This is a genomic window from Streptomyces sp. NPDC002076 (assembly GCF_053593835.1).
Window position 1 is genome coordinate 35199 of sequence record NZ_JBSFDI010000029.1, and the last position, 18431, is coordinate 53629.

The window sequence follows — 18431 nt, forward strand, 5'->3', positions numbered from 1 at the left end:
AGATCATTCATGCCTCAAGATCCACTTTCGACACACGGCCCAGTCGCACCTCCAAGGAGTCCCCACCGATGTTGGTGACGGCGGCGTTGTAGCGGTCGGTGACCTGTTTCTCCCGGGTGAGAGCGTGTTCGTCGTCAACCTGCTGGACCGACAGCCAGGTGAAGACGAGGACGCCGAGGGTGCCCAAGGCGGCCAGAGTGCCTGCGGCCTCCTGGATGCGCTTCCACCAGTCCGCTCGTGTGATGACGGCCGGCTGCCGGGCAGCGGGAGCTATGGGGCGGGACACAGTCTTCCGGCGTGGCTCGGCCGTCCGTTCGCTCACCGGGTGATCACCCAGCGTGCGGCGCCCCGACACACGGCGCGCCGCGTTGGGCTGGGCGTGAAACGACACCTCGCAACGGCTGGAACTCGGTGACGGAGTTCTGGACCAATCTGCCGAAGACTGTGACGCTCCGGCCGCTTGGACGGCCCAAGACGGCAACCGGATGGGCATCGCCGACCTGGCGAAACGGAAAGGCAGGACGATCAGCTACACGTGGCCGAGTTCCGAACAGGGACCGGGCGCCTCGGGCCGAATACCCTGCAGGAGGCCGCTGATCCATCAAATCACTGAGACGTAGTGGTCTGCTGCCCGTGCTTGTTCGCACCGGCTCAGTCGCCTTTGCGGGCGCAGGGATAAGTCATCTCCCGTTCACGGCAGCCCAGCGGTCTGCGGTGTGGTCAGGTCGGTGGTGCCGCCTTGTTCCCAAAACGGTGTTCTGTCCGGGAGCGACGACGAAGTAGCGGGTGTTCGACCCGCGGTGTCGCTAGCAAGGTGAGCCTCGCATAGTCGTATCGGGCTGTGCCGTGCCAGCCCGGTTCCGACCCCGAGTGTCACGAGGTGAGGTGGTCCAGGAGCCAGGTGGTGACGGCTCGGAGGATGCCGGAGGCGGCACCTCGCAGGGCGGCGCCGGCCAGGGCGCGTCGCTCACGGCGGGTCAGACGGTCACGGGACATGAGGTCTCCAGGGCAGGAGCGATTGTGTGGGCAGCCGGCTGGCTGTGTCCACGCTGGGCGGGCCCTTACCAGAGCGCGACCCCAAGTTGCGACGAATCGTCAAGCCGTGGGCGAGTTATGGCTGTTCACGGCATGGCGAGGCACGCGGCTGGGGACGATCGTGCGATGAGTAGCGACATGGGGGGGGCGGGCGGCCCGACGTGAAGGCGGGTGCGAGGCGTCCCAGGAAACTCGCTCGGGCGAGGGTGGGATGGCCGTCGGCCCTGCGGGAGTTGAAGGATCTGCGAGGGCTTCGTGAGGGCGCCGTCCTTGCCAGAGTGCAGGACGGTGTTCGCACTGCTGCAGTTCTCCACGACCTGGAGCCCGCCGTGGGCCTCCCGGCGCGCAGGTCGGGGCTGGCGAGATAGCCGCACTCGAAGATCGTGCGCACGGCCCGACCGAGTTCTTCCGGAGAGGCCGGTCTTGGGTCGCTGCGTGACTGTCAGGGTGCAGCGTGGAGTGCGGCGGCGAGTTCGCGGGCTCGTTCTTCACTGCGCACGCCGTGCATCATGAAATAGACGGGTCCGGTGTACCGACGCACGCCAGCAGGGGTCTTGATCTCGGTCATGGCCGCAGCCTACGGTCACGCCCCGGCCGTGGCGCTTGGTGGCGGGCTTCTTGGTGCTCGCTGCTTGGGCGTCGCTGGAAGGCGCCGGGCGAGGCTGGCTTCGGGCCGGACCGTCTCAGGGAGGTGTGACGGTCCAGCCTCGGGCTGAGCAGCTGGCCGGCGCGGACCTTGCCGATGTCCGGCAGCGACTTGAGCAGGCGGCCTGATTCAGGCTGAGGTCTTCGCCTGTGACTCGCTGCCCTGGGCGCGCAGTTGCTCGTTGATGCGCTTGGCTTCTTCCAGTTGGTCTTCGAGGATGACGATGCGGCAGGCGGACTCGATGGGGGTGCCCTGGTCGACGAGTTCGCGGGCACGGGCGGCGATGCGCAGCTGATAGCGGGAGTAGCGGCGGTGGCCGCCTTCGGAGCGCAGGGGGGTGATCAAGCGGTGTTCGCCGAGGGCGCGCAGGAAGGCGGGGGTGGTGCCGAGCATCTCGGCGGCCCGGCCCATGGTGTAGGCGGGATAGTCGTCGTCGTCGAGATTGTCGACGGGACGGGGACTGGCAGGGGGCATAGACCTCTTCTTCCAGGGGACGCGTCGGGGGGCCCGGGTGCCGTACCGGCACCCGGGCCCCGAGCTTTCAACACCATCTACCGGCACACCGTGCCGGCCCTCTTTGTCCGCAGCTTCCGCCTGGGAGGGCAGCGCTGCGGGGATCGCGTATGCGTGACCGGGGACCACCTTCCAATCCGGGGCCTTGCGGTACCCGGGCGGACTGCTTCCTCGCCCGGGCGATCCTGATGGCGTCCTGCTCCTTACCTTCGGTTACTCGGTTGTACTGCTGGATAACGCGGGTACTGCTCGCGACCCCTTCGGGTCGCGTCCTGCTTGACCTGCCTGCACGGCAGTTCATGTCTGCCGTGCCTCATCGACCTCTTGAGTACAACAGAAACGGTAACCCTGCGACGGGGCAATGTCTACCGTGACCGCAATAGATTTTACTCAGAGTAAATGCATGCAATTCTGCCGTAGATACACCTGAAAGAGTGATGTACCGGGGTGAATCCCTGCTCGGCGGGCACACGCTGTACCCGGCGACACAACCGATCCAGGACGCGGTAGCAGCGCGTGACCGACACGCAGACGGCGCGCACGCACGCCACCAGGGCGCCTGTGGTTGGTGAGGGTGACGGCCCCGCCGGAATCGCTCATGCTCGTGACGTCGCCAGCGCCTTCGCCGAGGGTCTCGAACCGGCTCCGGCCGCGGGGACGGCCCAGACCCTTGCCCTCGTGGCCTCCGAGCTCACCACCAACGCCCTGCGCCGCGGCGGCGACCGATACACCCTCGAACTCGTGGCCACCGCCGATGCGCTGAACGTCGCCGTCAGCGACCTCAGTCCTGCACCTTTGCGGGAGCGTGCCCCCGACCTCAACGGGGGCGCCGGCGGGTTCGACGGCAAGAACCCCCCAGAACAACCCCGGCGCCAGCCGTCACCGCATCGCCGGCCGCGCCACCCATGCGGCGGGCTGCCTCCAGCAGGGTGCGAGTGTGCTGACGTACGGCCGCGTCCCGCCACGTCCCGGCGCGCTCGGCGACCAGGTCGGCGTCGGTCAGGGCCGGGGAGTGTTCGGCGCTCTCCCGCATCAACTGGAGCCACAGCGCCTCCTCGGCGGCTGCGTCCGCGAAGGCGCCCACGCCAGCCAGCGCGCCCGGCGGCAGACCGGGGGCTGTGAGCGCGGCCCGCCACAGGTCCACCCCAGCCTGCCCCCGAGCAGCCGAGCGACCGCGGCAACACCGTCGGGCCGGCCGCCAACTCCGTCCACCAAGCGGCCGGTTCGCCCAGGAGGGCGGGGTCGTCCAGGAGGGCGTACGCGAGGTGCCCGTCGACGCCGGGCACGCCGGCGCGCAGCGCCGCGAGGAGCTCGGCGCGGCCCAGGGCGGCGAGCAGCAGGCGGTCGTACACCCCCCAGTGACGCCAGGTGGCAGCCGGCGATACCCGGCCGGGCACGATCCCGTACAACGCGGTGTGGTGGACCGCGGTGAAGGCGGGAGCATACCGGTGCAGGGCCGGCAGACGCACCCCGACGGCGGTGGCCACCGCCTCCTCGCCGGCGCGCGTCCAGGACGCCGGCGACCACGTCCAGGACCTCCTCGGCATCTCGCCAATGACGCGGGCCCGGTGGGCGGCGTACTCCAACAGGCATCCCAGCGCCCGCACTTGCTTATCCGAGCCCACCAGCGTCCGTACTATCCCCTCCCCGACGGGCGCCGGCGCGGTCGCCGCCGGGCACCGTGCCGTCCTCGGTTCCCTCGGCAGGGCGAGTGAGCGTGGCGGCCAGGGCATACAGGCGGGCCAGGGCATCCGTCTCCCGGTCGTCGGCAAGGTCGGTCCCGGCGCGCCATGCGCCGGTGAGCCAGCCGAACACCGCCTCGCCAGCCAAGGACACCTGAAGCTGCGCGGCGTGATCGGGCGGACAGGAGCCGAACAAGATGGCGCGCCCGACGAGGCGCTCGAGCTCGGCGCGCATGCCCTCGATGGGCCGGTGAGCGGTCGGCTGGAAAATCTTGTAAAGGGATCATCCAGCCTGTTGGATGGGCGGCATGCCAACGCGGTCCGACAGGGGCACCTTCGAGCAGCGGATCAGCCCCTATCCGATATCGACGCCCCGCTCCGCGTGGGAGCGGTTCAACATGGCGAAGACCGACTCCGGCTGGCCCTTGCTGATCGCGAACCTTCTGCTTGGTGTGGCAGCCGCCAGCGTGTTCACCTACCTCGGCGCATCGCGCGGTCGGTCGTTCCTGGTCTTCGGTATCGCCATGACGGGACACGCCATCAGGACCATCTACGTCATGGCCTGCGTTGCCCGGGGCGAAACCGATCGACCGGCACCGGGAAGCACTGCCGACACTCGGAGGGGTGCCGGTCGCCACAGGTGAAGGTGCCGCAGGACCGGCGGCGCCCCAGCCGCGCCCGATCCGAGGGGAAGCTGCGGGGAATAGGGGCCGGTCACGGCGCCACCACCGGACGCATGCCAAGGCAGACCCCCACACTCCGAAGGCTCCAGCCGACCCGCTGAGCGGCAGCCGGTCATCGGCGGCGCAGGTCAGCCGCAGAGATCCGACTGCCGTGCGCCCCTCGCTGTCATGATGGTCCGGTGGACAACCGGGAGAGGACCGAACCTCCGCGGGTGGCCGATGAGCTAGCCACGCTGACCGGCTTCCTGCAGCGCCAGCGTGACACGCTGGCCATGGCATGTGCGGGGCTCACAGCCGAGCAGCTCAGGGAAAGGACCGTGCGGCCCTCGGGCTTGTCGCTGCTCGGCCTCGTCCGGCACATGGCTGACGTCGAACGGACCTGGTTCCGGAACGTGTTCAACGGCGAGCACAGCGATGTGCACTGGCCCCGAAGCGACGGCGGCGCTTTCGCCGTCGACACCGCAGACCCGTTAGAGGCGTTCGCGATCTGGCATGAGGAGTGCGCCCGATCCCGCAACATCGTGGATGCCGCCCAGTCCCCCGACGTCACCGGGCGGTACCGAGACGACGTCTTCTCTCTCCGCTACATCCTCACCCACATGATCGAGGAGTACGCGCGGCACAACGGCCACGCCGACCTCCTCCGCGCGCGCATCGACACAATCGCCGAACAGTAGTGGGGGCCTGGGGTCGGTCCCCTGACGGGCCCCTGGTACGGCCAGGCGCAGGCCGGGACCGTCGGCCTGGTGCGGCAGACGCCGAGCGGGACCATGGCGCGGTTCCAGAGCCCCTCGTGGCCGGGCCGAAGCATCGCAGTACCGCCCTCGGGACATCCGGCTCAGCGGGGAGTGCGGCGCCCGGTTCAATGCGTGCCGATATCGCGCGCACGTGCCGGTCAGGTATGGCGGCGCGGGAGACCGGCGAGGGCTGGCGCTCGCCGCCGCCCCCGCTGAGAGCGCCGCCTCTTGGTCAGGTGTTCTCGTTGTGGAGCCGCGCCCCAGGTCCTCCGCCCAGGCCAGCGCCCATGTCTTGAGCTCTTCGATCTGCCGGGAGGTGAGCCCGTACGCGGCGTAGTCCTCGTCCTCGTACCAGTCCGCACCGATGAGCCGATCACGCAGGTCTTCGAGGCTGAACTCGTCGGGGGCGCGGCGGCGGCCGAGGGATTCGAGGTCGGTGGTGGAGCGGTGGCGGGAGGCGGCCCGGACGTCGATGAGGTCGCGGACGGTGCCGCGGTCGGCGAGGGCACGGACCTTGGTGCCGATCACGTCGTCGAGGGAGAGGACTGGGCCGTGGGGGGTCTGGGCGGGCGGGGCCCAGAATGCCTCTTTGAGGACGTCGACCTCGCACTCCTCGCCGGTGTCCGGGTCGGTGACGAGGAACCGGCCGCTGAGTGGGTCGGTCTGGACATGTATGGTCCGCCAGCCGCGCGCGGTGAGGGCGGCGACGATCTCGTCCATCGGAGCGGGGTTCTCGGTGGCGACGTCGAGGTCCCGGCTAAGCGTTCCACCAGGCCGTGAGCCTGCACGGCATATCCGCCGGTGAGGACCAGAGGATAGGGGGAGCCGAGGTCGAGGATGTCGGCGAGGAGACGCTCGTGGAGGGGGGTAGCTTCACGCGACGGTCGCGTCGGGCGGAGCTGTGTGGGGCAGCTCGGGGAAGGCGTCTTCCCGGACCTCGCGGATGTAGGGGCTGACCAAGCGGCGCAGAACGGGCCACTGCTCGGCCAGCAGCCGGTGGTGAAGGAAGGCCGCCAGGTCCTCGCGCTGGCCCTCGGCGAGGACGGTCCGGTAGAGCGTCATGCGGGACTTCGGGCGGTCCAGGCTGTAGCTCGTCCGTCCGGACCAGACGATGTGGAGCGGCAGGTCGACTGTGCCCTCGACGGGGCCGGCCAGCTCCTGCAGGCACTCGGGCATCCGACTGCGGTAACGCTCCCGCAGCACCTCGGCGCGCAGGGCGGTGGTCGTCGCATCCATCAGTATCGCTGGTGCAAGGCGGCGATATGGCAAATACCGCGCTCTCCTGCCGAATGTGTGGATGGCGGCAGCCGCATCCCCCGGATCTCACCCGCGGCCTCACCGTATCGTCACACACCCCCGCAGCCGCACCAGGGACTACGGCATCAGCCGGTGATGTGCGATCACTGCTGTTCTCTCGCCACGAACGAAGCGCTCGCCCGCCTCGTACCGGATCCGCTCGCGAAACCGTCGCCGCTCCGCGGTCAGCCCACCACCCTGCGCATACCGCATACCACCGGCCTACTGCAGGGACCACCAATCGTCACCGCCCCGACACCAACCCGAAGAGCTCAGTAGGTCTTGCTCCGCGCTCGCCGGCGCCGGCCTGGCGGCCGTCCAGACTGGCGGACGGGGCGACGTCACGCAGGGACGCCGAGCGGCGGGTGCTCGAGCACGCGTGGCTTGTACTCAACCAGCTGGATGCGGCCGTCGAAGGTGCGGTGCTCGATCATCTCGAGGGCAACGTCCGGATAGCCGTCATAGATGCGTTCTTCACCCGTGGCCCCGGTGATCACCGGGAACATCACGACCCGGAAGCGGTCGACGAGTCCGGCTCGTAGCAGGGACCGGCACAGGCTGAGGCTGCCGATCGTGCTGAGGAGCCCCGAGCCACTCAACTTCATGGCGCGGACCGCCTCGACGGCGTCGTCGCGGACGAGCGTGGAGTTGGCCCACGTCAGTGGCTCCTCGAGTGAGGAGGAGAACACCACCTTGGACGCTTGCGTGAGCTCGTCGACGGACGCCTCTTCTTCGGGCCTGAACTCGTCTTGGCCATTCGGGACCTCGCCCGCGGCGAAGCCCGACATCAGGCGGTAGGTGTTCGCTCCCATCAGGTAGGTGGCCTCGGGCTGCTCGCCGAGCCATGCGAGGTACTCCGGGCCCTCGAGGCCCCAGAACCCGGGCCATCCCTCTCCCGATGCGTGGCCGTCGAGGGAGGTGATGAAGTCGACGAGAAGCTCCGACATGGCGGTGTCCTTTCCTAAGGTGTCACGAGCTTGGACTGGCCGGGAGCCACAAACTCATCGGCGGTGCTGTGGAGTAACGAGAAAACCCCTGACGTTGCAGCCGATCAGGTCGGCGGAGCGGCACTCTTTCGGAGGGCCGGAGGTCTACATGATTGCACTATGCACGCAGTTGGGTAATGATCTCCGGCGATTGGGAACGGCGGTTTGATTTCTGTCAAAGCCCCAGCTCAGCCCCACCCGCGAACGGCCCTGCTCACCGACCGCTTCGGCAACGACATCGCGGCGGGTCTCCAGTGATCGCCTTCTTAGTCCGGACAAGGGCATCCGGACTTGCCGAACTCCTTGCCCGCGGACTGCGCGCCCGCGGCCGCCAGGTCGACGTCGAACACCTCCACGTCCATCTCCCGCGCGTCCTCACGGCGGTCGACACCAGCACCGGAGCGAGCGCATGACCACCACCGGCCCGTACAACCTCGTAACCAGCGAGGGGGGCGACGCCACGATGCACCCTGTCGAACAGCTCTGGACGCCCGGCGAGGACGCCACGGAGAATGAGCTGCTCTTGCTTTCGTGGAGTCCCCGGCCTGCCCCGAGTTGCACGGAGTCGGGATACCTGATTTCACGCTGCAGGTTCTGCACGCAGTTCGTACTCCACTGGGCTGAGCACGCCCAGAGCGGAGTGCCTGCGTTGTCGGTTGTGGAAGATCTCCAGGTACTCGAAGAGCGCGGTGGACAGCTCCAGCCGGGTGCGCCACCGCTTCCGGTCGAGCAGTTCGACCTGGGCCCGTGCCCAGAAGGACTCCATCATCGCGTTGTCCACGCAGTCGCCGATCGATCCCATCGAGGGCAGCAGGCCGGTGGCCCGGGCGCGTTCAGTGAAGGCCCAGGAGCTGAACTGGACCCCGTGGTCGGAGTGGACGATCGTGCCGCCCGGCTGTGGACGACGGTTGCCGATGGCCATGCTCAGCGCGTTGGTGGTCAGGGCCGCGGTGGGCGAGGCGTCGATGGACCAGCCGACCACCCTACGGGAGAAGGTGTCGAGGACCACCGCGCAGTACACCTTGCCTTCCATCGTGGGGTGTTCAGTGATGTCGGTGACCCACAGCTGGTCGCGGGCGTGCCGGGTGAAGTTGCGTTCCACTAGGTCGGCGGCCGAGGGCGTTTGCCGTATGCGGCGGGGGCGACGGCCGCCGGGCAGGCCCTGCAGGCCGGCCCGCTGCATCAGCAGTTCTACGGTGCCGTGGCTGACGCGGATGCCTAATCCGAGATCGAGTTCGGCATGGATGCGGCGGAAGCCGTAGGTGCCGCGGGAGGCGGTGTGGATACCGACGATGGCATCGGTCAGCCATGCGTGCCGCACCGTGCGGGCCGAGGGTGGCCGGTCGCGCCAGGCGTAGTAGCCCGACTCCGCCACGTGCAGCGCTCGGCAGGCCCTCTGCACCGAATGCCCCTCGCCGGCCATCACTCGTATGGCCTCGAACCGCCCTTTGGGGAGGTGGTCTCCCCAAGTAGTTCCGATGCCCGTCGGTGGACGGCCAGCTCGGCCTCGAGCTCTGCGATCCGCTTGCGTGCTGCTGTCAGTTCGGACTGCTCATGGCTTGGGACACCGGGCATCTGCCCGGTGTCGATCAGATTCTGGCGGCGCCAGACATAGATGGTCTGCTCGCTGATCCCGAGGAGTGTGGCCACCTCGGCGATCTTCCGGCCGGAGGCGACCAGATCGAGGACACGGCGGCGGAACTCGGGCGGATAGCTGAGGGGCATAACGAGCCTCCGACGGCCGACGGGTAGTCAATTCCCCAGCAGCCCGGCCCCATTGAACCCGGGGCATACCCCTAAAGCCTGGGTTACGATCCAGGCGTAAGGAGAACCACCAGCAGTGCCAGCACCCCGTAAGTACCCCGATGAACTCCGCGAACGTGCCGTCCGCGAGGTCCGCTCAAGCGGCCGCCCGATCGCGCACGTGGCCCGCGACCTCGGCATCCATAAGGAGGCCCTGCGGTCCTGGGTCCGCCAGGCCGAGGCCGACGCGGGCGAGCGCGACGACCGGCTGACCAGCTCCGAGCTGGAGGAGCTGAAGCAACTCCGCAAGGAGAACGCCAAGTTGAGGCGAGCCAACGAGGTCCTCAAAGCAGCCAGTGTGTTTTTGCCCAGGAGATCGACCGTCCCCGGACGAGGCCGAGCAGGTGATCGACCACCTGCGCGAACGGCTTCGGGGTCGATCCCGTCTGCCGGGTGCTTCAGATGTCCCCATCAACGTACTTCGCGCGCAAGCAGCGGCCGAAGTCGGCCCGCCGACTCCACGACGAGGAGCTGATCCCGCTGGTCACAGCCGTGTGGGAGGACTCGGGTCGCACCTACGGCGCCCGCCGCGTCACCCGCGCACTGGCCCGTGCCGGCCATCATGTCGCGCGGTGCACCGCCGAGCGGCTGATGCGCCAGATCGGCATCGAGGGCGTCATCCGCGGACAGCGCCGCCGCACCACGATCCCCGAGCCAGCCGCCCCGCGTCCGCCGGACCTGGTCAACCGTCGGTTCACCGCCGAGCGGCCGAACGCAGTGCGGCCCCGCCGCCGGGAAGGCCAGGGCCTCACGGTCCTCGAGTGTGACCGAGGCCGGGCGGCCCCAGCGCGGGGGGGTACACGAGCGCGTCGAATCCACCGGTCACGAAACGGCGGACCGCGCCCCGCACGGTGACCGCGGTGCATTCGAGCAGGTCAGCCACCCCAGGCACGGTCAGACCCCGCCCCATCAGCCGTATGCACTCCAGACACAGCCTGGTGCCCGGCGCGAGATCACGTGCCCGCAGCCGCTCACGCACCTCGCGTTCCTGGTCCGCCGTCAACTCCACACGCAGGATCTTCGGCATGGGCAGCCCCTCCCGCCCTGCCTCGTACCCGAACCACGGGCCCACATCACCGAGCCCGTTCAGTGCTCTCGGTCATGGCATTTCGAGTTCGGGCAAAGAGAAGAAATCGGTGATCGCCTCAACGATCCGCTCCTCGATGTCACCCCCGTCAAGATCCGCCTGCGGCCCGACCATGTTCGCCGCCGTGAGAACGGGCAACAGCAGGTCGGGCTCCTCACCTCCGCGGTCGTACGGACTCTCGAAGATGAAGTGGGTTATCAGGCCCCCGTCTCGGTAGTAGCTGAACCAGGGGCGGTGGGCCTTCACGCTGCACGGCTCCGTCTCGAAGACGACGAGCTCGCCGCCGTCTGGGCAAAGCCTCCCGTATTCGGTAGTGCCATAGTCGTCGGCGTCCCAGCTGAGCATGTTGTGCATCACCACTCCCCAGTCGGTTCCCTTGCCGTACGCGAGTGGCATTCGCCGCAGGCTGAGGAGTCCTCGCGTGAGCGCATCCAAAGACATCCCCCGGAAAAAGACGACGTTGGTCTCCTCGTGGTGCGGGAGCGGGCGGTGTATCCAATGCGTCATACCGGGCACCGTAGAGGAACCCACTGACATGTACGTGCAACCGCCCGCCGTCGGAGACAGCGGCAGCCGGTCAGCGCCAGGCACAGGAGCCGGCCCGCTGGTCGTGGAACTGGCCAACTCAGTGATCAGTACTCGACTTCGCCGCAACCGCTTAGCGGTAGTCGTCCGGGTACGACTGCATCCAAGTGTTGATCTTGTCGCGGGTCGTGACCAGCAGGCTCTGGTGCTTGTGGAGGTTATCGAACGTGAAGTCGCCGCCCAGCGCGTTCTGCATCTGCCCGATCCAGGCGAGCGGCTGCCTGAAGTGGGCAGTGCCCTTCGGGCTGGCCTTCATCGAGTTGCCAAGGTCGTCGAGGTTGGTCAAGAGACGGTTGAGGAAGTACTGGCAGTTTCCGGGCGTCCCGCAGCTGTCGTTGTACGTTGCTTGCAGTACTGCGAAGGCATCTCGTACCTGCGGCACGGCCGCGCCCGGAGCGGCCAGGGTAGTCGGGTAGCCAGTCGATGTGGCGGCGCTCGGTGTTGGCGAACTCCCCACCCGTTTTGCCGCAGTGATCCCGGGCGTCGGCGTCGCCGTGACGGAGGAATCCACGGGCCGGGGCCCGGCCTTAGTGCTGTGTCCATCAAAGCAGCCGGTCGTGAGAGCGGCTGCGAGTAGCACGACGGTCACTCCGGGTATGAGCTGCGTTGCACGCATCGGCTTGTCCTCGAGTTCCGGGATGATGAACAGTGCGATACGCGTGCATACCCTGTGCTGGTGTCCGCTGTCCATCTGACGCATGTGGAGGGGATCCGCGGGGGCATGTGGACCCGGTAGGAAGCCAGGCGAGTCACTTACGACGCCGTCACCGTTCCTGTAGCCGATCCGTACCCATCGCCTATCTCCATCGCTACTGGAAATCTGCAGGTCACACATACGCCGATCTCGTGGATCCTGTGACGGCCCACCCGGCGCGGGAAGAGATCAAGACTCGTGACCGCGCCCCGCCCGCGGGCTTCGAGAGAGCCAGAGGTCCCGGTTGCCCGCGATCAGCACGCGCCCGTCCGTGAGGGTTGCCGCCGCGCTCGGAGGGAGTGGAACAGCCCCGTGCAGCGTGCGATGGGAGCACGGGGCCGTCAGCCCGCACTTGTCCTGTCTGAAGCGGGGCTTGCCACTTGCGACCGTACGGCCGCCGTACTTGATCCGCGTGCCTGGTGGGCCGTATGGGTGCGTCCTGTTCCAGAAGAAGACGACCCGCGTGAGGCGGCTCGGCTCTTTGCTCGGAGGGTCAGGTGCCGGTGGAGAAGAGGGGTTCGAGGTCGGCCCACCGGTCGGCGGTCGCGAAGACGGGGATGATGTCCAGGGGGGTGGCGCGCTGAACGACCTTTGCGCCGGTGTGCTTTTGACCGCTCCAGACGTCGACCCACTCGCCGCGGGGCAGATACACCGTGCGGCCGGCGGCGCCCGGTTGGGTGACAGGGGCGACCAGCAGTGCCGAGCCGAGCCGGAACTGGTCGGGGAAGTCCCAGATGCGTTCGTCCTGGGCGTCGTCGAAGAACAGTGCGCGCATGAGCGGCTTGCCTTGCGCCAGGCCGGTGCGGGTCTCCTGTGCCAGGTAGGGGACCAGGCGCTCGCGCAGGTGGGCATATCTGCGGGAGATCTCCAGGACGCGGGGGTCGCCGGAGCGGTCGGCGATGTTCCACGGGGTGCGGTCGCGCAGCGGCAGCCGGTGGTGGTTGTACTCCGAGTGGTATTGCATGATCGGCATGAAGCAGGATGCCGCCATGGCGCGCAGATACAGTTCGGCGTCCGGGACGTCGCCGGAGAAGCCCGCGATGTCCCAGCCCCAATAGATGATGCCGCAGGCCGAGGCGGTGATGCCGGCGGTGAGGGAGTGCCGGTAGGCGTCCCAGGTGGAGTCCTCGTCGCCGGCCCAGAAGGCGCCTGCGTTCTGCGAGCCGGTAAACCCGGCGCGGCTGAAGGTGACCGGGGCCTTGCCGCCCTCTCGGAGCAATTCACGGTAGGCGGAGGGGTATTCGACGGTGAACAGGTTGTTGGTCTGTGCGCCGGTGGTGCCGTCGGCGTAACGCAGGTCCTCGCCCCAGGCGTGTTCGCCGCCGTCCGTCTTGAAGCCATCAATGCCGACCTCGTCGACCAGGTAACGGCGCTTGGAGGTCCACCACTGGCGTGCTTGGGGGTTGGTGAGGTCCGGCATGAGTGCTTGGGGGAACCACCAGCCGCGGTTGCGGTAGGGGCGCTTGCCGCCCTCCTCCATGACGGTGTACCCGTGGTCGATCATCGCGCGGGCGTCAGCGGCGGCCTGCCCGCGGGGAGCGGGACGCATCTTCATCAGCGGGATCTGCCAGAGCAGCACCTTGATGTCGCGCTGGTGCAGTTCGTCGACCAGGCCCTTGGGGTCGGGCCAGGCACCGTCGGGGGGGAAGGTGAAGTCGGCCAGGCGGTGGGGGGCGCCGTCCTCGTTGACGGTGTACTGGGCGTCGCGGAAGACGGTGAAGGTCGCCTCGTCGCTCCATGCTTCGATGACCAGCACGCCGACGGGGATGTCCTCGTCGCGGTGGCGGTCCATCTCGGCCAGCACGCGCTGCTGTGTGTTCCATTCGTTGCCGCTGGCCCACAGGCGGAAGACCCAATCGGGCAGTTCTTCGGGGCGGCCGGCTTCGTCGAGGAAGGCGGACAGCAGTTCGTGGGGGGCGCCGTGGAAGCAGACCGTCTCGAGTGAGCCGTCCGGCGGGGTCTGTGCCTCGATCCACAGCAGGTTCGGATCGCTTGCGCCGATGTCGTACCAGGTGCGGCGGGAGGTACGCAGGTGAAAGGCCCAGCTGTCACCGCCCAGCACCATCGCGAAGGGCATCGGCAGGTAGGTGCGGGGGGTGAAGCCCTGTCCCTTGTACTGCTCGAAGACTTGGGCGTCCAGGGTGCGTCCGCGCTGGTCGACGGCGTTGTAGCGTTCGCCGAAGCCGACCACGTGCTCGCCGGGTGCCAGCCGTAGTGCGAAGCGGATGCGCAGCACCGTGCCGTCGGCGGCCACCAGGCTGGAGAGGGAGTCCTCGACCAGGCGGCCGGCGTGCTGGGTGGCCTGCAGTCGTGCGGCCCCCTTGTGCCATGCGGCCGGGGCGACGGTGTGCCAGGAGGTGCGGCGGATGCGGCCGTCTTGGTGGCGGGCGACAAAGCGGTAGCGGGCGCTTGTGCCTTCGGCGAGCGGGGCGGGGCGTACCACCCAGCGGTGGCGCCGGTCGCGGCCGCCCGCGGCTGCGGCGGCGAGGTGGCTGTCGGTGTTGCCGCCGCTGTCGCCGGTGGCTTCGGTGACGTCTTCGATGGCGGCGGTCAGTTCGGTGATGCCGTCGCCGCTGTCCCACTCGCACACCACGGTCTGGATGGCGTAGCCGGTGGAGGCGCGGATCTCGAAGGGCTCACCGGCCAGGGGGGTCACGGGCACACGCTGGTCGTCGGTGGGCTGGTAGGCATGGCCCGAGCCGTGGGGGCGGTGGCGGATCATGCGGACACTTCCAGTTCGTGGGCGAGGATCAGGTACATGGCGTGGGACCACAGCAGCGGGGTGGCATTCGGTCCCCAGCGTTCCTGCCACCTGGGCAGGTGTTGGGGTGCCAGGAGGGTTGCGCCGGGAGCCTGTTCGGGCAGTAGGTCGTCGGCGGTGGCGTGGGAGGCGATCCACTCCAGCTCGCGTCGGGCGTCGTCGGTGCGGCCGATGCGGGCGTAGTGCCAGCCGAGGAGGCCGGCCAGGACAGGCCACTGCCCGCCGCCGTAGAAGACGTCCCCCAGGTAGCGGTGGACGCCGCCTTCCGGCTCGAGCAGGTCGTGCTCGATCGCGGCGAGGGTTGCCTGGGCGATGGGCCCGGCCGGGTCCACGGAGGCGAACGGTGTCAGGCAAGCCAGCAGGCTCGCGTCCACCGCCGAGCTGCCCAGCCATTTCGCGAGGTGGCCCTCGTGCAGGCCGCGTTCGCGTACGAGGGCATCGATCTGCGCGACCGTGGGTGCGCAGAGCCCGGTGTCGTCGAGGCCCGCCGCCTCGATGGCCTTAAGGCCGCCGCGCAGGGCGCCGAGGGTGGCTCCGTGCCGGTGTTCCTTGGACTCCTCCCACCAGTCGTAGCAGGGCAGGTCCCAGGTCGCGGCGAGATAGCCGACGGTGAGGCGGATCGCCTCGTGGTAGGGGGCCGCATCGCCGCCGTGCCGGCGCAGATGCTCGCTCAGCGCCCACAGCCAGGTGCCGTAGCCGTCGGTCTGGAAGTCCCACCAGCCGACGTCGCCGGTGTCCTGGCCGTCCAGGGTGTAGCGGGTGGGCAGTAGGTCGGCCTCGGCGGGCTGTCGGCCTGCGGCCTTCGCCGCGACGATCCGCTCGATGCGGTCGGCGCGATCGGTGACCACCTTGGCGCACCAGTGGTGGAAGGCGTCGGCGGAGTCGGCGGCGCCTGCGCGGGTGGCGGCCTCGGCGATGAACGAACCGTCGCGGAACCAGGAGTAGCGGTAGACCGGGTAGCTCGGGCAGGCCGGGTAGGCCCCGGAGGGCGCCTGGTTGGCGGTGATCACCTCCAGGCTGCGGCGGGCCAGGCGCGCGTGGCCGGGCGACTGCGTCGTGGGGGTGGACAAGGCGTGTCTCCTGTGTGGGTGGTGCGGGGTGGGAAGGAGCAGCGGTACCCGGTGTGGCCGGGGGTTCGGGCGCCCGCGGGGCGGTCAGGTCTCCCGCGGGCGCCCGAGGCCTCACTTCAGCAGTGCGGTGACCTGCCGGGCTGCCTGGGACAACGCCTTGGCGACATCGGTGCGGCCGGCGGCGGCATCGGCGAGGGCGTTGTTGACGATGTCCTGCATCTGTTGCTGCTTGGCGATGACCGGCGCCGTGGCCTGCTGCTTGAGGGAGTCGAAGACGGCCTGGCGGTTGGCGGGCTTGCCTGCGTGGAGGTAGCCGGCGACCTTGGCTGTGTCGGCCAGCGGCGGGAGCTCCCAGGAGGAGTCGACGCGGGTTTTGGCGGTGGTGTCGGAGGCGGTCAGGTAGGCCAGCCACTTGAAGGCGGCGTCGGCGTGATCGGTGGTCTTGGAGATGCCGACGGAGTTCTGGAAGACCGCGCTGGCCTTGTGGGTGTCACCGGGTTCGACGGCCACGTCCCAGTCGAAGGGCACGTTCTGCAGGGCGCTGAACTGCCAGTTGCCGTTGTGCCACATGGCGAGCTTGCCGGCCTTGAACAGGTTGGTGTCGTAGTCGGGGGTGTTCGCGCTCTTCGCCACATCGGGCATGGTCGTCTTGTTCTTGCTGATCAGCCATTTCGCGGCGGCGATGCCTTGGGGGCCATCGAAGGTCGCCTTGGTGCCGTCGGCGGACAGGAAGGAGCCGCCCGCCTGGTCGAGGGCCTTGGAGAACTCGTTGAAGATGACCGGGGCCACCGCGGCACGGTTCGGCCTGACCGGGCGCGGCGTCCTGCGCGGCGGCGCCCCCGCCGATCTCGTGGTCTTCGACCCGGCCACCGTCGCCGACCGCGCCACCTTCACCGAACCTCTGCTGCCCCCCGCGGGCATCCCGCTGGTGGTCGTCGACGGGACCGTGGTGGTGGAGGACGGCGCCGTGACCGGAGCCCGACCCGGCAAGGTGCTGGCATGCTGACCCCTGCCCAGCCGGCCGCGCTGCCCGGCACGCTCACCGTCGCGGTAGCCGGCCACCCGGAGCTGGAGCTCCACAGTCACAAGGTGCTTCCGCTCGCCAGCGTCGGGAAGCTGCTGCTGCTGGCCGAGGTCGCACATGCCCTGAGCACCGGCGCCCTGGCCGGTGACGAACCGGTGGACCTTCGCGAAGAGGACCACTGCGGAGGATCGGGCCTGCTGGCCAAGCTCTCCGCACACCGCTGGACCGTGGCCGACCTGGCCCGCCTGACTGCCGCCGTCAGCGACAACACCGCCACCAACGCCTTGATCCGCGTCATCGGCCTTCGCCGCGTGAACGAGCGCGCCGGCCTGCTCGGCCTTGAGCGGACGCGGATCCTGGACCGGATCCGCGAACCCCGGCTGGCATCCCACGCCCCGACCTTCGCCGTCGGCACCGCCCACGAACTGGCCGGCCTGGCGGAACGCATCGCCGGCGACGAGCCGTGGGCGGTGACGATGCTCGGCTGGATGGCCGCCTGCAGCGACCGCAGCATGGTGACGGCGCTGATCCCACATGATCCGGAGGACCACACGATCCGGCGCGTGGGGGGCGATTGCCCGTGGGTGGCGAACAAGACCGGCACCGACACCGGCACCCGCTGCGATGTGGGCGTGGTCCGCGGCAGCCGCCAGATCTGCTACGCGGTACTCACCTCCTGCCCTCCACGACACGAGTTCACGATGGTGCAGGCGATGCGCGCGGTCGGCGCGCGCATCGCGACGCTGGCGGGCTGACGTGGCCCCTTCCGCGCGAAGGCGCGCCTCGCACCGCTAGCGCTTGGCCACAGTCAGCAGGTTGGACGCGGCACTGGCCAGGTAGGCGAGGAAGGTGTTCAGCAGCGGATTCGGGTTGCCAGGCCGGAAGGCGACGGAGACCTTCCGGTACATCCGCTGCCCCGACAGCCGTGTCGTCTGCAACCCCGGAGTGTCATTGATGCCCAGACTGGGCACCAATGCGATCCCCATGCCGGCCCGGACCAGGCCGAGGATCACCTCGTAATGGTCGCTGCGGCAGCGGATGTTCGGAACGAATCCCTCCAGCGCGCAGGCGCGCTCAAGCACCGAGAGCACGGGCGCCCCGGTCCCGAACGAGGTGATCCACTGCTCCCCGGCCAGCTCCTGAAGCCGGACCTGGGCGCGCCGCCCCGCCGGATGCCCGGCCGGCACCACCAGGTACAGCGGCTCGTGGAGCAGTTCCCGGAGCTGGACCCCGTCCGGCGGCGCCCATGGATCGAGTGGGTAGTCGAAGGCGAGCAGCGCGTCGATGGCGCCCTGCTGCACACTATCGGCCAGCTCGTGCGGCTGCCCCTCGACGAGGTCGATCTCGACGGTCGGGTAGCGTCCGGAGAACCGCGACAGCGCCGCTGGCAGCAACCGGTGGCCGGCGGAGGCGAAGAACCCGATCCGTAGATGACCCGAGTCGGCCCGGGCCTGGGCCAGGAGATCCTTCTCGGCGGCGTCGAGCAGCGCGAGCACCTCCTGACCACGCAGCGACAACCGCCGGCCGGCCGGCGTAAGGCGGAGGCTCTGCGCACCGCGTTCGACAAGGCTCACGCCCACGTCCTTCTCCAGCTGAGCCAGCTGGTGGGACACGGCGGAGGGCGACAGCCGGAGCTGGCGCGCGGCCCCCGCAATACTCCCCGACCGATCGATCTCGGCCAGAACGTGCAGGCGGTGCGTGTTGAGCATGTCCGCAGACTAATCAGCCCTGGTCACGGGACGATCTCGCCCACGACATGCGGACGCATCGACCGCCAGAAGGCGATCCGACGAGACCCGCAACCGGCTCCGTTACCGCACGGCGAACCT

The 18431-nt window shown here is 69.0% G+C and carries 21 protein-coding genes and 3 pseudogenes; 6 read left to right on the plus strand and 18 right to left on the minus strand.

Annotation, left to right across the window (positions count from 1 at the left end; translation table 11 throughout):
* Window positions 1–7: 7 nt before the first annotated feature.
* From ACWCQS_RS39985 to ACWCQS_RS40010, 6 genes are all read right to left on the minus strand, one after another.
* Window positions 8–286, minus strand: coding sequence for a hypothetical protein (locus ACWCQS_RS39985; RefSeq protein ID WP_451009049.1), 279 nt, complete (start codon window positions 284–286; stop codon window positions 8–10).
* Between the two features lie 587 nt (window positions 287–873).
* Window positions 874–996, minus strand: coding sequence for a hypothetical protein (locus ACWCQS_RS39990; RefSeq protein ID WP_451009050.1), 123 nt, complete (start codon window positions 994–996; stop codon window positions 874–876).
* A 481-nt stretch (window positions 997–1477) separates the two neighbouring features.
* Window positions 1478–1603 (minus strand): hypothetical protein, encoded by a 126-nt coding sequence (locus ACWCQS_RS39995; protein WP_451009051.1) that lies wholly within the window; start codon window positions 1601–1603, stop codon window positions 1478–1480.
* A gap of 207 nt (window positions 1604–1810) precedes the next feature.
* Entirely contained in the window at window positions 1811–2155 is a 345-nt protein-coding gene (locus ACWCQS_RS40000) for a MerR family transcriptional regulator (RefSeq protein ID WP_451009052.1), read from the minus strand.
* An 856-nt stretch (window positions 2156–3011) separates the two neighbouring features.
* Window positions 3012–3338 carry a hypothetical protein gene (locus ACWCQS_RS40005; protein ID WP_451009053.1) on the minus strand — a complete coding sequence of 109 codons (327 nt, stop codon included), beginning with the start codon at window positions 3336–3338 and terminating at the stop codon, window positions 3012–3014.
* 467 nt (window positions 3339–3805) lie between these two features.
* Complete coding sequence (locus tag ACWCQS_RS40010; RefSeq protein ID WP_451009054.1) at window positions 3806–4111, minus strand: hypothetical protein; 306 nt, start codon at window positions 4109–4111, stop codon at window positions 3806–3808.
* 163 nt (window positions 4112–4274) lie between these two features.
* On the opposite strand from ACWCQS_RS40010, the gene ACWCQS_RS40015 reads away from it, so the two are divergent.
* Both ACWCQS_RS40015 and ACWCQS_RS40020 read left to right on the plus strand, forming a co-directional pair.
* Window positions 4275–4520: a hypothetical protein gene (locus tag ACWCQS_RS40015; RefSeq protein ID WP_451009055.1), complete on the plus strand. Its 246-nt coding sequence runs from the start codon at window positions 4275–4277 to the stop codon at window positions 4518–4520.
* 311 nt (window positions 4521–4831) lie between these two features.
* Window positions 4832–5236: a DinB family protein gene (locus tag ACWCQS_RS40020; protein ID WP_451009131.1), complete on the plus strand. Its 405-nt coding sequence runs from the start codon at window positions 4832–4834 to the stop codon at window positions 5234–5236.
* A 321-nt stretch (window positions 5237–5557) separates the two neighbouring features.
* On the opposite strand, the pseudogene ACWCQS_RS40025 reads toward ACWCQS_RS40020, so the two are convergent.
* From ACWCQS_RS40025 to ACWCQS_RS40045, 5 genes and pseudogenes are all read right to left on the minus strand, one after another.
* A pseudogene (locus tag ACWCQS_RS40025) lies at window positions 5558–6135 on the minus strand (nucleotidyl transferase AbiEii/AbiGii toxin family protein); the annotation flags it as partial.
* Window positions 6136–6169: 34 nt separating this feature from the next.
* Entirely contained in the window at window positions 6170–6532 is a 363-nt protein-coding gene (locus tag ACWCQS_RS40030; RefSeq protein ID WP_451009056.1) for a hypothetical protein, read from the minus strand.
* Window positions 6533–6691: 159 nt separating this feature from the next.
* Window positions 6692–6805: pseudogene (locus ACWCQS_RS40035) on the minus strand (IS630 family transposase); the annotation flags it as partial.
* Between the two features lie 128 nt (window positions 6806–6933).
* Window positions 6934–7539 carry a dihydrofolate reductase family protein gene (locus tag ACWCQS_RS40040; protein ID WP_451009057.1) on the minus strand — a complete coding sequence of 202 codons (606 nt, stop codon included), beginning with the start codon at window positions 7537–7539 and terminating at the stop codon, window positions 6934–6936.
* Window positions 7540–8158: 619 nt separating this feature from the next.
* Window positions 8159–9303 (minus strand): annotated as a pseudogene (locus ACWCQS_RS40045) (IS3 family transposase).
* A 115-nt stretch (window positions 9304–9418) separates the two neighbouring features.
* Here ACWCQS_RS40045 and ACWCQS_RS40050 point away from each other — a divergent pair.
* Together ACWCQS_RS40050 and ACWCQS_RS40055 are read left to right on the plus strand one after the other, a co-directional pair.
* A complete protein-coding gene (locus ACWCQS_RS40050) occupies window positions 9419–9856 on the plus strand; it encodes a transposase (protein WP_451009058.1) in 438 nt (145 codons plus the stop codon).
* The gene (locus tag ACWCQS_RS40055; RefSeq protein ID WP_451009059.1) at window positions 9784–10236 is read left to right on the plus strand and encodes an IS3 family transposase; all 453 of its coding nucleotides are present in this window, start codon (window positions 9784–9786) and stop codon (window positions 10234–10236) included. Before ACWCQS_RS40050 ends, ACWCQS_RS40055 begins: the two co-directional genes overlap by 73 nt.
* On the opposite strand, the gene ACWCQS_RS40060 is transcribed toward ACWCQS_RS40055, so the two are convergent.
* From ACWCQS_RS40060 to ACWCQS_RS40085, 6 genes are all read right to left on the minus strand, one after another.
* Window positions 10130–10408: a helix-turn-helix domain-containing protein gene (locus ACWCQS_RS40060; protein WP_451009060.1), complete on the minus strand. Its 279-nt coding sequence runs from the start codon at window positions 10406–10408 to the stop codon at window positions 10130–10132. The two genes, ACWCQS_RS40055 and ACWCQS_RS40060, sit on opposite strands and share 107 nt — an antisense overlap.
* A 72-nt stretch (window positions 10409–10480) precedes the next feature.
* Complete coding sequence (locus ACWCQS_RS40065) at window positions 10481–10975, minus strand: DUF6461 domain-containing protein (protein ID WP_451009061.1); 495 nt, start codon at window positions 10973–10975, stop codon at window positions 10481–10483.
* Window positions 10976–11126: 151 nt separating this feature from the next.
* Complete coding sequence (locus ACWCQS_RS40070; protein ID WP_451009062.1) at window positions 11127–11753, minus strand: hypothetical protein; 627 nt, start codon at window positions 11751–11753, stop codon at window positions 11127–11129.
* A 487-nt stretch (window positions 11754–12240) separates the two neighbouring features.
* The gene (locus ACWCQS_RS40075) at window positions 12241–14469 is read right to left on the minus strand and encodes a glycoside hydrolase family 31 protein (RefSeq protein ID WP_451009063.1); all 2229 of its coding nucleotides are present in this window, start codon (window positions 14467–14469) and stop codon (window positions 12241–12243) included.
* Window positions 14466–15578: a glycoside hydrolase family 15 protein gene (locus ACWCQS_RS40080; protein WP_451009064.1), complete on the minus strand. Its 1113-nt coding sequence runs from the start codon at window positions 15576–15578 to the stop codon at window positions 14466–14468. Before ACWCQS_RS40080 ends, ACWCQS_RS40075 begins: the two co-directional genes overlap by 4 nt.
* A 111-nt stretch (window positions 15579–15689) precedes the next feature.
* Complete coding sequence (locus tag ACWCQS_RS40085; RefSeq protein ID WP_451009065.1) at window positions 15690–16367, minus strand: extracellular solute-binding protein; 678 nt, start codon at window positions 16365–16367, stop codon at window positions 15690–15692.
* Between ACWCQS_RS40085 and ACWCQS_RS40090 the strand changes: the two genes are divergently transcribed.
* Both ACWCQS_RS40090 and ACWCQS_RS40095 read left to right on the plus strand, forming a co-directional pair.
* Complete coding sequence (locus ACWCQS_RS40090) at window positions 16354–16584, plus strand: amidohydrolase family protein (RefSeq protein WP_451009066.1); 231 nt, start codon at window positions 16354–16356, stop codon at window positions 16582–16584. The genes ACWCQS_RS40085 and ACWCQS_RS40090 overlap by 14 nt on opposite strands.
* Window positions 16578–17357, plus strand: a complete 780-nt coding sequence (locus ACWCQS_RS40095) for a serine hydrolase (protein WP_451009067.1) — start codon at window positions 16578–16580, stop codon at window positions 17355–17357. Before ACWCQS_RS40090 ends, ACWCQS_RS40095 begins: the two co-directional genes overlap by 7 nt.
* Before the next feature lie 36 nt (window positions 17358–17393).
* Here ACWCQS_RS40095 and ACWCQS_RS40100 read toward each other — a convergent pair whose 3' ends face one another.
* Window positions 17394–18311 (minus strand): LysR family transcriptional regulator, encoded by a 918-nt coding sequence (locus tag ACWCQS_RS40100; protein WP_451009068.1) that lies wholly within the window; start codon window positions 18309–18311, stop codon window positions 17394–17396.
* Window positions 18312–18431 lie beyond the last annotated feature (120 nt).